Origin of the sequence: unidentified bacterial endosymbiont, assembly GCF_918320885.1 — a bacterium.
In the GTDB taxonomy this organism is placed as follows: domain Bacteria; phylum Pseudomonadota; class Gammaproteobacteria; order Enterobacterales.
The window spans coordinates 1,646,570-1,661,850 of the sequence record NZ_OU907312.1; the positions used below are offsets into that span (position 1 = coordinate 1,646,570).

At 50.4% G+C, this 15,281-nt stretch carries 11 protein-coding genes and 2 tRNA genes; 7 read left to right on the forward strand and 6 right to left on the reverse strand.

Translation table 11 applies throughout. The annotated features are described in order from the left end of the window. Positions 1-13 precede the first annotated feature (13 nt). The 6 genes from recA to gshA all read left to right on the forward strand — a co-directional run bounded on the left by recA (position 14) and on the right by gshA (position 6,357). Positions 14-1,066 (forward strand): recombinase RecA, encoded by a 1,053-nt coding sequence (gene recA, locus NL324_RS08180; RefSeq protein ID WP_253307074.1) that lies wholly within the window; start codon positions 14-16, stop codon positions 1,064-1,066. A gap of 84 nt (positions 1,067-1,150) precedes the next feature. After that, positions 1,151-3,784, forward strand: coding sequence for an alanine--tRNA ligase (gene alaS / locus NL324_RS08185; RefSeq protein WP_253305809.1), 2,634 nt, complete (start codon positions 1,151-1,153; stop codon positions 3,782-3,784). Positions 3,785-3,988: 204 nt separating this feature from the next. Next, on the forward strand, positions 3,989-4,198 hold the full coding sequence (csrA, locus tag NL324_RS08190) for a carbon storage regulator CsrA (RefSeq protein WP_253305810.1): 210 nt from the start codon (positions 3,989-3,991) through the stop codon (positions 4,196-4,198). Between the two features lie 286 nt (positions 4,199-4,484). Continuing rightward, a tRNA-Ser gene (locus NL324_RS08195) sits at positions 4,485-4,577 on the forward strand. A 34-nt stretch (positions 4,578-4,611) separates the two neighbouring features. Further along, positions 4,612-4,688: transfer RNA gene (locus NL324_RS08200), tRNA-Arg, on the forward strand. Between the two features lie 43 nt (positions 4,689-4,731). Continuing rightward, on the forward strand, positions 4,732-6,357 hold the full coding sequence (gshA, locus tag NL324_RS08205; protein ID WP_253305811.1) for a glutamate--cysteine ligase: 1,626 nt from the start codon (positions 4,732-4,734) through the stop codon (positions 6,355-6,357). Between the two features lie 12 nt (positions 6,358-6,369). On the opposite strand, the gene NL324_RS08210 is transcribed toward gshA, so the two are convergent. Further along, positions 6,370-7,650, reverse strand: a complete 1,281-nt coding sequence (locus NL324_RS08210; protein ID WP_253307076.1) for an HlyC/CorC family transporter — start codon at positions 7,648-7,650, stop codon at positions 6,370-6,372. 273 nt (positions 7,651-7,923) lie between these two features. On the opposite strand from NL324_RS08210, the gene ffh reads away from it, so the two are divergent. Further along, positions 7,924-9,282, forward strand: coding sequence for a signal recognition particle protein (gene ffh, locus NL324_RS08215; RefSeq protein ID WP_253305812.1), 1,359 nt, complete (start codon positions 7,924-7,926; stop codon positions 9,280-9,282). Positions 9,283-9,341: 59 nt separating this feature from the next. Here the strand turns inward: ffh and NL324_RS08220 are convergent, their stop codons facing one another. The 5 genes from NL324_RS08220 to NL324_RS08240 form a co-directional block, all read right to left on the reverse strand. Then, positions 9,342-9,560 carry a hypothetical protein gene (locus NL324_RS08220; protein WP_253305813.1) on the reverse strand — a complete coding sequence of 73 codons (219 nt, stop codon included), beginning with the start codon at positions 9,558-9,560 and terminating at the stop codon, positions 9,342-9,344. Positions 9,561-9,872: 312 nt separating this feature from the next. Further along, on the reverse strand, positions 9,873-11,003 hold the full coding sequence (locus tag NL324_RS08225) for a porin (protein WP_253305814.1): 1,131 nt from the start codon (positions 11,001-11,003) through the stop codon (positions 9,873-9,875). A 250-nt stretch (positions 11,004-11,253) separates the two neighbouring features. Beyond that, a complete protein-coding gene (asnS, locus tag NL324_RS08230) occupies positions 11,254-12,699 on the reverse strand; it encodes an asparagine--tRNA ligase (protein ID WP_253305815.1) in 1,446 nt (481 codons plus the stop codon). Positions 12,700-12,763: 64 nt separating this feature from the next. Beyond that, the gene (locus NL324_RS08235) at positions 12,764-14,701 is read right to left on the reverse strand and encodes an exoribonuclease II (RefSeq protein ID WP_253305816.1); all 1,938 of its coding nucleotides are present in this window, start codon (positions 14,699-14,701) and stop codon (positions 12,764-12,766) included. Between the two features lie 24 nt (positions 14,702-14,725). Further along, a partial coding sequence (locus NL324_RS08240; protein ID WP_253307075.1) for an SDR family oxidoreductase occupies positions 14,726-15,281 on the reverse strand: 556 nt, incomplete at its 5' end.

The window sequence follows — 15,281 nt, forward strand, 5'->3', positions numbered from 1 at the left end:
GGAGTTTCAAAGAATGGATGACAACAAACAGAAAGCGCTTGCAGCGGCATTAAGTCAAATTGAAAAGCAGTTTGGCAAGGGGGCTGTCATGCGGTTGGGCGATAGCAAAATACTGGATATAGAGGCTGTCTCGACCGGATCACTGGGTTTGGATATTGCGCTGGGTATTGGTGGATTACCGACCGGACGTATTATTGAAATTTTTGGTCCAGAGTCCTCAGGAAAAACGACGTTAACGCTCTCTGTCATAGCACAAGCGCAAAAAACAGGCAAAACCTGCGCTTTTATCGACGCGGAACATGCGTTAGATCCCATCTATGCGACGAAACTAGGCGTTAATGTTAATGACCTGTTAATCTCTCAACCTGACACCGGAGAGCAAGCTCTCGAGATCTGTGACGCGCTGGTACGCTCCAATGCGGTGGATGTCATCATTATTGACTCGGTAGCCGCATTAACCCCAAAAGCAGAAATTGAAGGCGAAATGGGAGATTCCCACGTTGGTTTACAAGCCCGTTTAATGTCGCAAGCCTTGCGTAAGTTAACCGCTAATATCAAAAATGCGAACTGCCTGGTGATTTTTATCAACCAAATCCGCATGAAAATTGGTGTGATGTTTGGCAGTCCAGAAACCACTACTGGTGGAAACGCCCTGAAATTCTATGCTTCGGTCCGTTTAGATATCCGCCGTATTGGAGCGGTTAAAGAGGGTGAAGAGGTTACTGGTAACGAAACCCGCGTCAAAGTGGTTAAAAACAAGGTAGCGCCCCCTTTCCGTCAAGCGGAGTTTCAAATTCTCTACGGCGGCGGGATCTCCAAAGAGGGTGAACTCATCGATCTAGGGGTCAAATACAAATTAGTTGAGAAGAGCGGCGCTTGGTACAGCTATAACCACAATAAAATTGGACAAGGTAAAGCTAATTCCATGAAATTCTTAATGGAGCAAGTGGAAGTTGCCAACACCTTAGAGCGTCAGTTACGCGACCTATTACTCAATGACTATCAGCGTGAACCAGACTCTATCCCAGCAATGGCTAGGATAGAGCCGTTGGTCGATAGCCTGTAAGTGGTTGAAGCGATAAGCTTTCAATTGTGTAACGCGTGGAGATCACAGTAAGCTGTGATCTCTGTTATTCGAGATTGTTTTGCTATGAAAAAAAGAAGTACCGCTGACATTCGCCAAACTTTTCTGGATTTTTTCCAGCAAAAACGACACACCCTGGTTGCCAGCAGCACGCTTGTGCCCCCCCATGATCCCAGCCTGCTATTTACCAATGCTGGCATGAATCAGTTTAAAGAATTTTTTCTTGGTTTAGCTAAGAGCCCCTACGGTTGTGCGGTCACGGTACAACGCTGTCTACGTGCCGGCGGCAAACATAATGATCTAGAACAGGTGGGACATACAGCGCGTCATCATACTTTTTTCGAAATGTTAGGCAACTTTAGCTTTGGTGATTACTTTAAACGAGAGGCTATCAGCTTTGCTTGGGAGTTGTTGACGAGTGACCGCTGGTTTGGACTGCCTAAAGAGCAGTTGTGGATTACCGTGTATGACAGTGATGAGGAGTCCTACGCTATTTGGGCTGATGACATCGGCGTGCCTACGGCACGTATCATCCGTATCGGTGATAATCAAGGAGCTCCCTATGCTTCCGACAATTTCTGGCAGATGGGTGAGACCGGTCCCTGCGGGCCCTGTACTGAAATATTTTATGATCATGGTGCCGACATTGCGGGTGGCCCTCCGGGCAGTTTAACCGCTGACGGTGATCGTTTTGTTGAAATCTGGAACTTGGTTTTCATGCAGTTTAACCGTCAACAAGCGGGGACTTTACAACCCTTGCCCACGCCCTGTGTTGATACAGGACTGGGACTGGAACGTCTGGCAGCGGTCCTGCAAGGGGTTTGTTCTAATTATGATACCGATATTTTTCAGGCACTGCAGCGTGAAATCGCCGCCGTGATCCAGATTCAGGATCAACAACAGCCGGCAGTGCGTATTATTGCCGACCACCTCCGAGCCTCAGCTTTTTTAATGGCTGATGGTGTGACACCTAGCAATGAAGGCCGTGGTTACGTTTTACGACGGATTATTCGCCGAGCGATCCGTTACGGCCAAAAATTGGGAGCACCAGCCCCCTTCTTTTATCAACTGCTTGATCCTTTAATAACCATCATGGGTGATGTAGCCGTGGAGGTCGCCCAACAGCGAACGGTGATAGCTCAACGTTTAAAATCAGAAGAGCAGCAATTCACACAAACTTTACAGCACGCTTCCGCACTGCTCGCTGAGCAACTAGCCCTGCTGACTGGGAATACCTTCAGTGGGGAGGCGGCTTTTGAGCTCTATGACACCTATGGTTTACCATTAGACTTGACCATTGAGATCTGTCGAGAACACAATGTGGTGGTTGATCAGGTTGGTTTTGATCAGGCGATGGCGGCTCAACGACAACGGGCGAAGGGCTCAAGCCAGTTTACGGTTGATCATCAACCGATCATCCAGGTGGAGCCCCCCTCTCTGTTTTGCGGTTATGAAGCCTTAGAGATCAGATCTGAAGTGGTGGGGTTATGGTGTCAAGGAGAGCGAGTCGAACGGATTCATGCCGGAGAAACAGCGATTGTCTTTTTAAAACAGACCCCGTTCTATGCTACTGCAGGAGGGCAAATTGGTGATCACGGGCAGTTGACAGCGCCTGATAAGCGGTTTGAGGTGCGTGATACCCAGCGTTACGGCGTGGCTATAGGACATAGCGGCTGTTTACTGAGTGGCCAGTTATCGATTGGTGATATAATCGATGCTCAGGTCGATAGTGTCAAACGTCAGGCCACTGCTCTCAATCACTCAGCCACCCATTTGCTGCATGCGGCTTTACGCCAACTGCTGGGTGATCAGGTCATGCAAAAGGGCTCCTTAGTGACTGCCGAGTACTTACGTCTTGACTTTTCAGGGAGCGAACCCTTATGCCTAGAGCAACGGGTGCAAGTAGAACAGTTGGTGAATGACCAGATTCGCCAAAACCACCTGATTCAAACGGAGACGATGTCGTTAGCAGAGGCAAAAGCGCAGGGGGCTTTAGCTTTTTTTGAGGAAAAATATGGTGATCAGGTACGTCTTTTAACCATGGGAAATTTTTCCAAAGAGCTCTGTGGAGGTACTCATGCTAGGCGAACTGGAGATATTGGGTTATTCCATCTTCTCTCTGAATCGGGCGTGGCCGCCGGTGTGCGACGCATTGAGGCACTCACTGGTGCCACAGCGCTGCAACAATGGCAACAGCAACAGCAGCATCTGCTGCAGCTCTCTGCCTTGGTGAAAGCGCGTAGTGGGCAGCAGTTGGTCAATAAAGTGCAGGCACTGCTGCACAATCAGCAGCAGCTGAGCAAGCGAGTAGAGCAATTACAAGAAAATTTAGCATTACAATCGATTAATCAGCTCATAAACAGTGCTAATATCATAAAAGATGTTAATATCATAGTTAGTTTGATAAAAAACAGTGAAGTTAAAACCTTAAAAGTTATCGTTGATGAGTTGAAACAACGGCTGGGTACCGCGATCATTCTGTTAGCAACCGTAGTGAAAGGGAGGGTCCATTTCATCGCTGGTGTTACTCCTAACTTGACACCTCGGATCACGGCAACTGAGCTCATGGATGAAGTAGTTCTGCGAGTCAGCGGTAAAGGGGGCGGGCGTCCCGAGTTGGCACAAGGTGCCGGAAGCGACGTTAGCGCGGTAGCTACAGCGCTCGCTGCAGCTACCGCTTGGGTGACGACTCAACTGTAGCCACTCAACACTGACTCTGCTGGTGAATAGCCTCGGTCACGCCGCCCAATTTTGAAGTTGAAGAATTCTTACGAGCAATGTATAGAATAGCAGTTTTTTAAAACGATAATGCGCGCTCTGCTTTGTGATGTCCTCAGAGCAGAGATAATAGGATAACCACAAGTTTTTAAACTGAATGTTTAGTTTATTTTCAAGGAGCAAAAAATGTTGATCCTAACTCGTCGAGTTGGTGAAACCTTAATGATTGGCGACCAAGTCACTGTGACTGTCCTCGGCGTGAAAGGAAACCAAGTACGTATTGGTGTAAATGCCCCCAAAGAGGTTTCAGTGCATCGTGAAGAGATTTACCAACGTATTCAGGCGGAAAAATTACAATCAACCCCTGAACTGTTCAATGAGGCTTATGAGTTATAACTGGTTAGATGCGCTGATTGATTTGGCTTCACTGGAAGCGCCGCACGCTGTGATGAACACCAGCAGGTGATCGCTGTTAGGCCGCTTGACAATACGCTGCCCTGCAAATTGGTAGCGTTGATCAGCATTGCAATAGTCCATTTGTGAGCGCTTTCGCAGCTTATCACCTGTTTTTACTGGTGGGACTTTATCTATCGTGTCATGACTAAATCTGTGACATTGCCTGAAACTCAAAAAGCGTTTGACTTATCCTGGCAACCAAGTAATATGGCCGCCACGGTGATTGGGTGAGGTGGCCGAGTGGCTGAAGGCGCTCCCCTGCTAAGGGAGTATAGAGTCAAAACCTCTATCGAGGGTTCGAATCCCTCCCTCATCGCCAAAGTAGTCCTTGAGACCATTGATCCGATGGTTTTGCATCCGTAGCTCAGCTGGATAGAGTACCCGGCTACGAACCGGGCGGTCAGAGGTTCGAATCCTCTCGGATGCACCATATTCACATCAACTCTGTTATAGGCACGGATTGCTAGGTAACGATGGTTAAGGCGTCGTGGCCGTGCTGCCGCGGCTTATCTATTTATAGCAATGGCGTTACCCGGTTGATCACACCTAGAGCCATTGATATCGCTTGGCTAGCAGCTCATTCAGATCTCCTACAAAACCTGCAGCGTGGCCTTGAACGCGAAGCCCTGCGTATTAACCAGCAAGGCTGTTTAGCACCAACACCACATCCTAATACCTTAGGGGCTGCTTTAACCCATCGCTGGATGACCACTGATTTTGCTGAAGCGATGTTAGAATTGACCACCCCAGTTAAAACCGACCTCACAACCCTGTTACAATTCCTCCAGGATCTACATGGCCATGCCTTGCGACACCTCAAAGGTGAGTCCCTCTGGCCACTCAGCATGCCTGATCTGCCAGAGCAAGCGCCGCACATTGCCCTAGCCCATTACGGCAGCTCACAGCTCGGGCGCTTTAAAACCCTATACCGTCAAGGGCTACAACAGCGCTATGGCGCTATCATGCAGTGTATCGCCGGGATCCACTACAATGTCTCGTTCCCGCCAGCCTTTTGGCTGGCCCATCAGACAGCAGCATCAAGCCCCTACAGCCAATCCTGCCCTTCAACAGGTTATTTCCGCCTGATTCGCAACTACTATCGTTTTGGCTGGATCATCCCCTATTTGTTTGGGGCTTCTCCTGTGATCACGGTTAGTTTTCTACGCAGCTGTCAAACCACTTTACCCTTTGAAGCGCTATCCTCGGAGATTTGGGGATTGCCCTATGCCACCTCATTGCGACTCAGTGATATTGGCTATAACAACCGCCTGCTCCCCTTTCAACCCTCACTCAACCAGCTAGAAGATTACCTTCAAGGGGTACAGCAGCTCTTGCAGACACCCTCCCCTGAGTTTGCCCAACTTGGGGTGAAGCGATCGGGTACTTATCAACAGCTGAACAGTCGTGTGCTACAACTTGAAAATGAGTTTTATTGCCCGATTCGACCCAAAGCAATACAACGACCTGGAGAGCGACCGTTAAAAGCGCTGCGGCGGCGCGGCGTCGATTACCTGGAAGTACGCGCTCTTGATTTAAATCCCTTTTCACCGATAGGTGTTGACGCTACTCAACTCCGCTTTCTTGATCTATTCCTAGTGTGGTGCGCCCTGGCTGATCCAAAACTCATGACGCCTCAGGAGTTCACCCAGTGTCAGAATAATTGGCAGCGCATCTGTATCGCTGGCCGGCAACCTGGCCAATTCATTACCGTGAATAGTGGCCAACAGCGACCGCTGGCTGAAGTGGGTCAGGCACTGTTGGCTGAGCTACAAGCGATAGCACCGCTGTTTGATCAAGCAGACCCAGATAAGCCCTACCAGAGGGTCTGTCAACAGCTGGCCCCTGCCATGCGTGATCCCTCCCTGACCCTCTCTGCTCAACTGCTCGCCCTGATCAAACAGGGCAACGGGGACCTACGGGCGCTCGGTTTAACCTTAGCGCAAGGCTATCGTGACACCCTGATGAGTCAACCACTGCAGTGCTTGACCGAGCAGGAATTAGTCGAAGAACAGCAACGATCTTTCGCCGAGCTGAGGGCCTTAGAGCAGTGCGAATCGCTGAACTTTGAGCAGTACCTCGCACAACAGCTCGCACTCTAAAGCCCCTCGACCTTATCCGCGCTGAGCTGGCGCCTGCATCAGCCACAGTTTCACCTGGTTAATCCGATTATCTTTAACCGCTACAATCTCAAACTCATAACCCAAAGCAATAAAACGGGTTCCCACGGGCGGAATGGTTTCCAAGTACTCCAATAATAAGCCATTCAGGGTCCTAGGGCCGGTTAACGGCAATGACTGCGCTAACACCTTATTGAGATCACGAATATTCGTAGCACCCGCCACCAGCACCGAACCATCTGCTTGCGGCACCATCTCTTCCTCTAAGGAGGGGGCAATAGAGGTGGTAAAATCCCCCACGATCTCCTCTAAGATAGCTTGTACGGTCAGCAATCCTTTGATATCCCCATACTCATCCACCACTACCCCGGTATGTTCTTTATTGCGCTGAAATTTCATTAATTGAACATTCAACGACGTTCCTTCAGGAATAAAATAGATCTCATCGGCCGCTCGCAATAGCCTCTCTTTATTAATTTCATTTTTTTCTAGCATTAACCGGTAGGCTTCACGCACCCGCAGCAGGCCGACGACGTTGTCTAGATTTCCCCGATACAGTAGCAGGCGGCTGTAGGGGCAATGGAGCACTTGGCGTAGGATAGATTTCCAATCATCATTAATATCGATACCCACGATTTCACTACGAGGAATCATCACATCTTCTACACTCATGGTCTCTAGATCTAGGATCGAGAGTAGCATCTGCTGGTAGCGGCGAGGAATCAATGGATTGGCTTCATTGAAGAGTGTTCGTAACTCCTCTTGACTGAGCGCACTGGGTGGTGGTTGATCAGAACGGAGTCCCAATAAAGCGATGAGCGCTCTGGTGAGCATATTTAATAAATTGACTAACGGCAGCATGATTTTTAGTAAGGGGCGCAGTAACCAGGTGCTGGGGAAAGCAATCCGTTCTGGATGCAGTGCCGCCACAGTTTTAGGTGCTATTTCTGCAAAAATGAGGATAAACAAGGTTAAAAAAATCGTCGCCATCAGCGCCCCGGTGTTGCCATATAACCGTAGGCCGAGCATGGTTGCCAACGCGGAGGCGCCAATATTCACTAAATTATTACCAATCAGTACCAAACTGATAAATTGATCGGGGTACTGTAGCAACTGCTCAGCGCGACGGGCGGCGCGGTGGCCCTGCTTGGCCAGATGACGTAATCGGTAACGATTGAGGGTCATGATGCTGGTCTCTGAAGCGGAGAAGTAGGCAGACAGCACCAGCATGATGATCAAGATGACGATGAGCATAGTCGTTGAAATAGCTTGCAAGTCACGTATTCCTGTTAAATGAATGCAGTGTGTTACCCCTTTAGATAGGGTCAAAAACCCAGAACTCCAATAAAAATTGATTCGCTAACACCCTTAAATAGGCAGCAAAAGCAGGCATCGGCCTAGCTGCTCCTGCATCATAACCCGTGATGCCGGTAGCGCCAACTCTCTCCTGCCTATTCGATCGCAATCCCGTTATAATGAGCCCTCTATCGGGCCACCCTGGGGCCCATACACTTATCCCCCTTAACACTGAGTGTGGATCGAAAACGCATGTTTGATAACCTAACCGAACGTCTCTCCAGTGCCCTCCGGACTCTGAGTGGCCGTGGACGCCTGACCGAAGATAATATTCAAGAGAGTTTGCGGGAAGTACGCCGGGCATTACTAGAGGCGGATGTGGCACTCCCGGTCGTGAACGCTTTTATCCATCAGGTGCAACAATCTGCACTGGGTGAAGCGATTCATCAAAGCCTAACCCCGGGTCAAGCCTTCATCAAAATTGTGCAGCGAGAATTAACCACACTCATGGGTAGTCACCATCAGCCGCTGCAGCTGCAAACCGAACCCCCAGCCGTGCTGCTGATGGTGGGATTGCAGGGTGCTGGTAAAACGACAACTGTGGCAAAATTGGGTCAATTCCTACAGAAATCAAAAAAACGTAAGATCTTAGTGGCGTCAACTGATGTCTATCGTCCGGCTGCAAAACAACAACTACAGCTGCTTGCCCAAGCCATCGGCGTTGATTTTTTTTCCAGTGACTTAGCTGATCCGGTTGACATTGCTCGTGCCGCCCACCAGCAAGCCCGCGTGAAATTCTATGAGATCCTGATCGTTGACACGGCTGGCCGGCTGCATATTGACGACAAGATGATGCGGGAAATGCAACAGATCCACCAAGTACTCAATCCCATAGAAACACTCTTTGTGGTCGATGCCACAGTGGGCCAAGATGCGGTCACGATGGCCAAAGCCTTTGATAGCCAGCTGCCCCTGACCGGTATTATCTTAACTAAAGCCGATGGTGACACCCGCGGTGGGGCAGCGCTGTCAGTTCGTCAAGTGACCGGTAAACCTCTTAAATTTTTAGGCGTGGGTGAAAAAAGTGATGCCTTAGAGCCCTTTCATCCAGAGCGACTGGCTAGCCGCATTCTGGGGATGGGGGATGTGCTGTCGCTGATTGAGGAGCTGGAAGAGAAAACCGATGCTAAGAAAAAAGAGCAGTTGGTCAATAAGTTTAAACAGGGCACGCGCTTTGATTTTGAAGATTTTCGGGATCAGCTACAGCAGATGAAGAAGATGGGGGGGATGATGGGCGTGCTGAATAAACTCCCGGGTGCCCATCAACTCCCCGATCACCTGAAGTCTCAACTGGATGATAAACTGTTCACCAGAATGGAAGCGATTATCAACTCGATGACCCGTCAAGAGCGCCAACTCCAAGTTGTGATGAAGGGTTCCCGCAAACGGCGCGTGGCGCAGGGTGCCGGTGTCCAGGTGCAAGCGGTCAATCAACTGTTGAAGCAGTTTGAAGAGATGCAGCAGATGATGAAAAAGATGCGCAGTGGCGGCATCGGTAAGATGATGCGCGGCTTTCAAGGTCTGTTACCGCCCGGATTGATGGGGCGGTGACAGACTTCCATCACTACCAAGCCTTTTAAGGCACAGGGTGGCTGAGTGCTGCTATTGATTCAACACTGCCAGAAATTGACCCCAACCTGAGGGACCGGGTTGCTAAGACTCTGGTTAAAAAACGAGAGAGCCGCTGTTTCCACGGGAATGCTCGAGATCTCGCGCCATTGGCCAGACGCTTGAATGACACGGTGTTGATTGTTTAGAATAAACGCTGCTTTCATTAATTGCTCGCCAGACAACCCTGGTTCTGCTGGATCACGTTGCTTCCTAGTCAACCCAGTTCAGGATTATCTGTTCACGATCCTGAACGGAGCTGCTCCACTAAAATTGTGATTGCGACAGATCTTCTGCTGAAGCAGTGCTTCCTACGGTTAGTAGGGGGGCGGATTGGCTGCTCAGAAAAGAGCGGTAGGCTATCAGGACAGCCGTATGATGAATACGGCGTTATGGCCCTCTAAAACGGTTAGGCTATTCATGGCAAGATCAGACACCAATAAAAAACGGCAAAGCAGGGCTTTGCCGTCTGTACTGACTAGCTTAAATCGCCCAAACAACCTATCGGCTGATGGGACACCAACTGGGCGCTATCAGAAGGTGTAAGTTAACCCAACACCCAGAATGTTCTCCGCACTGGCCCCGAGTTTTTCAGCTTTCTTTTGTTTCAGCAGGTTAATTTTATAATCCGCTGAAACAGAGAACTGTTTACTCAACTCATAGACAGCGCCAACATCAATAAATTGCACATTCTTTTCTTTGGTTTCATACCGGTCGTCTTTCAGAGTCGCAGTGCTCTGTAAATAACCAACCGTGGGCTTCAAACCATTAGGTAGCTTATATTGGGCAACGATTTCAAATCCCTGCGTTTTATTCGCATAGATCCCTTTTTCAGGCTGTTGATCTACCCCGAATTTGCGATCTAGATCTTTGTCGGTAAAGAACAGTTGGTTGCGTGTCTCGGCATAGGTGCCCCCTACATAGAAGCGTTCGCTGTCATATTTAGCACCTAGGGCAAGCATAGTGGCCCTTTTATCATTGAAGAACTGATCTTTCTGCTGGCGGCTTTTGGCTTCGTTATTAAAAGCCATCCCCCAGGTGACCCCATGGCCAATCTCGTGAGTCAACGCCAGGCCATAGCCATCACCGTTGCTTTTCTGTAATTTTTTATCTTTATGCTTGAGTGGCTCTTTGCTATCTTCGGAACCGTTTTTAGCCAGGTACTGTAAAGCCAACTGCACCCCCTGAACCTTCGGGGTACGATATTGCAATAAACCAGTCGCACGACCCGTTCCGAAGCGATCGGCGTCGTTACCCAAGGCCTCTGAGCAAGCAACCGGTAGCTCACTAGTGAATGCTGTGACGTCATTCATGACACCCAAAGTGCGACCATAAGAGAGCGTTCCTATCTCATCACCCTTGACGCCAACCACTGCCGTACGAACAGCGATGGGATCGGCGGTCAGCCCTTTACCCAACTCTAGCTGAGCAAATAGTTTGATAGCCGGGTCTTTCTCGTCAAGCGGTGCTTCGCCCTTCAGGCCAAGCCGCAGAGCACTTTGGTCGCCATCTGCTGCTTTATCTTTGGAAAAATGGCGCTCTAACAACACCTTACCGGTGAGCTCTAATTTTTTATTCCCTTCCTCATACAACGTGTGTGCATGAACGCTCGTCATCGTGACCAGCAGTGCTGAGAGTGCGACTGGCATAGTGCGTTTTATCATGAATTCCTCACTGTTTTGGCGACTGTTAAGTGTATGCCTGGGTCATAACCGGCATTATCAGCAATGATACAGACTGCTTGCTTGCCAGCGAGTATTTCACTTTTTGCCAGCCTGTTCTACTTTTTTAAGGTTGTGTTCCCCGTCCAAGCCCTATTAAATTGTAACTTAATGTTTCAATCAAGCCATTGAAGGGAACTTTTTCTAAAGAATTCAATCAATAGCTAGCCACTCAGCCAGCAGCTATGATCCCTTAAAATTTTGCATGACGTGGCGTTCGCGGGAAGGGGATGACATCTCGCACATTTTGGAGACCGGTGACGTACAGTAACAACCGTTCAAATCCTAACCCAAACCCGGCATGGGGCACCGTTCCATAACGGCGTAAATCACGGTACCAACCATAATCACTTGGATCGAGCGCTAGTGCCGCTAGGCGCTGATCAAGCGCTCCTAAACGCTCTTCACGTTGTGAGCCCCCAATAATTTCCCCGATTCCGGGGGCCAGCACATCCATCGCCGCCACCGTCTCGCCATCGCTATTAAGCCGCATATAAAAGGCTTTAATAGCCTTGGGATAGTTTTTAACAATCACCGGTGCCTTGCAGTGTTGCTCCGCCAGATAACGCTCATGCTCTGCCGCCAAATCACTCCCCCAAGCGACCGGATGCTCGAAAGGTTGACCACACTGCTGCAAAATGGCGATGGCTTCCCGATAGTCCAACTGTATAAAGGAGGCGTCGATCAGCTGTTCCAGGCGTGACCGCACCGTTGCATCCAGCCATTGGGTAAAAAAGTCAATCTCGGCCTCCCGCTGCTTCAATACTTCAGTCACGACAAACTTCAGCAACGCCTCCGCTAGATCGGCGATGGTGGTTAAATCAGCAAAAGCGACCTCCGGCTCTACCATCCAAAATTCCGCTAAATGGCGGCTGGTATTAGAGTTCTCAGCACGAAACGTCGGTCCAAAGGTATAGACTTTAGAGAGCGCGCAGGCATAACTCTCCGCATTGAGCTGGCCAGACACCGTTAAAAACGCCTCTTGACCAAAAAAGTCCTGACTGAAATCAACCCGATGGTCTGCCGTGCGCGGTAACTGTTGTAGATCCAGGGTAGAGACCCGAAATAGCTCCCCACCCCCTTCACAGTCCGCCGTTGTAATGATGGGGGTAGAGACCCAAAAAAACCCGTGGTGATCGAAAAAACGGTGGATCGCCTGAGCTAAGGTGTGCCGTACCCGGGCGACGGCCCCGATGACATTGGTGCGTGGCCGCAAATGAGCAATTTCGCGCAAATGCTCCATCGAATGGCGTTTGGCAGCGAGCGGATAGTGCTCTGGCGCTTCCACCCAGCCAGTCACCGTCACCACAGCAGCCCGCAACTCTACCGACTGCCCCTGACCTGGCGAAGCGGTCACAACACCGCTAATCGATAGGGAACAACCGGTGGTTAAACGCAACAGTTCCGCTTGATAGTTAGGCAGTGTTTGATCCACTAAGATCTGTAAGGATTGAAAACAGGAGCCATCATAGAGGGCTAAAAAGGAGAAACCAGCCTTGGAATCACGTCGGGTCCGCAGCCAACCACGAACCGTCACGCCAGCACCGATCGCGTGCTGGCCTTCGAGTATGGAGACCACCGGAACGCTCTGATCGTGAGGCGTATGGCTAGAGTTCGGCGCTGTAACAGGTTGTTTCATAGGTGTGTTCTATCCCCGCTTACTGAAGCATCAATTTTAACAGCAGACTACGCTCCTGGCGTGGCTAGGCCGCTGGACTGGCCACAACCTGCCGCGTTTCTAGCAACACCTCACGCAACAGGATGGTCATTTTATCCCCTAAACGGTAGGCCATCTCCCCTTTAATCGTCACACTGGCCTTCTCACGGCAGCACTGTAGCTCTGCCCGAACAGGATGCAGCGAGGCGCTTGGAAGAAAGATCACAGCACCACTCTCCAGCAAGCGGACTCGCAAACCGCCGCGGGTGACATCAATAATCTCCGCTTCCTGATGAGCGCCCTGTTCCATCGTCTGTTGTAAAAAACGGGCATAGAGCCAATCACTGATCTGCCGCTCGGCTAAACGCTGCTGTCGACGACGCTCATTGAGATGTAAGGCCAGTGCTGCATCGGGCCGTATGGCGGGAGGTTGCTGGGTGATCACCGCTTTTAACAAACGATGATTGACTAGATCACCATATTTACGGATTGGCGAGGTCCAGGTGGCATAGATCTCGCACCCCATTCCAAAATGGGCCGCCGGTTGGCAACTAAACTGGCTCAGTGCTTGGTAACGACGCAAGCAGCCCGCTAGATAGGGGGTCGGTTGTGCATCAAGATGGCGGCGGAGCTCACAAAAGCCCGCCAGCGTTAATAGCTGCTCAGCACTAAAGGGGGCCTCATTGGCTTTTAGGAGTGCCACCACCTGCTCAATCTGTGATCGCTCTAATCCGGCATGGACATTAAAGATCCCATAACCCAGCTGATCGCGCAGCAGGGCGGCAGCACACAGATTGGCAGCAATCATCGCCTCCTCAACCAAGCGATGTGCCGTACGACGGCGCTCTAGAACAATGTCTAATACGCTGCCCTGCTCATCCAGCACAAAGCGATGCTCAGGACGATCTTTGAAAATCGTCGCATGCTGTTGACGCCAGGCGCTGCGCGCTTCAGCCACTTGCTGTAGTAGACGGATCTGCTCAGCAATCGTCGGGTTTGGTGGCTGCCAGGAGCCCTGGTTTTCTAACCAATCAGAGACCTGTTCATAGCTTAATTTAGCCTGCGAACAGATCCAAGCCATCGAAAAAGCGGCACCAGCCCCCAACGACCCATCTGGCTCAATCACCACTTGACAAACCAAAGCTGGACGACGCTCTCCAGCGCGCAAGGCACAGCGATCCTCTGCCAACTCACGGGGTAGCATCGGGATATCCAATCCAGGCAAATAGTGCGTAAACCCTCGTTGATACGCCGTGCGATCCAGTGCACTCTCCGGCGCTATATAGGCTGAAGGATCAGCAATAGCGATACACAGTGTCCACTGCCCCGCAGCACCCACCCGTACCGCCAGCGCATCATCCATATCTTGCGTCTGCTCGTTATCGATCGTGATAAAAGGGAGATCGGTCAAATCATCACGTGGCGCTGTCTCATCAAGACAGTAGTGTTCTACCCCGCTGGGTGCCTCTCGAGGCAGTTGATAACGCGCCAGTGAAACCCACCAAGGCGCAAAATTATCGTCGCTGTGAGCAATCCATTCGTTAATTTCCGCGTGAAACCCCTTGTCTCCTTTTAAAGGATGTTGCTGCAACGTCGCACTGACCCAATCACCCGGTTCCACGGGTAGCGTCAAATGACTGCTGACATGACACGCTATAGCTCGATTCAATAGCGGGTGGTCTGGTATCACCGACCACTGGGCCATTGGTTGACTAACACGGCCAACAAAACGGGTCAAAGCAGTCTCGATAAGCTGCTCCGGCTCGGCAGTCGTTTGTCCCTTTTCAGTCCGCAAGCGGGCGGTGACGTGATCACCATGCAGCACCCGCTTCATGGCAGGGGGCGGGACGAAGTAGCTTTTATCACCCTCTACCTCAATAAAACCAAACCCCTTGCCATGACTTTTAACAATGCCTTGTATCCGGGGTATCTCTTGTTGCATCTGCTGTTTAAGCTGAGCCAGCAGGGGATTATCCTGAAACATGTTGTTGATCCTGAGCTGTGGTGATCACTCTAAATCGTGTCGATTCATTGCAGTAGTACTAAATCCACCATCGACATGTACAATTTCACCGGTGATCCCGGCTGCAAGATCAGAGCAGAGGAAAGCCGCTGTATTGCCGATATCCTCCAAGGTTACGGTACGACCAATCGGTGCCACGGCTTCAAAGTAAGCCAACATTTTTTTGAAATCTTTAATGCCAGAAGCCGCCAGAGTACGCACTGGTCCGGCTGAAATACCATTCACCCGGACCCCTCGGGACCCCAGTGCGCTGGCGAGATAGCGCACATTGGCCTCTAAAGAGGCTTTGGCTAAGCCCATCACGTTATAGTGGGGGATTGCCCGTTCCGCGCCTAAGTAGGAGAGCGTCAATAACGCAGCCTGTGGTGTTAACAACTGATGACAGCCTTTGGCTAACGCAGCAAAGCTATAAGCGCTGATATCATGAGCGATGCGGAAACCCTCCCGATTCACCGCTTCTAGATAATTACCCTCTAATTGCTCGCTCGGGGCATAAGCAATGGCATGGATAAAACCATCAAAAGTGGACCAGGCGTGCTCT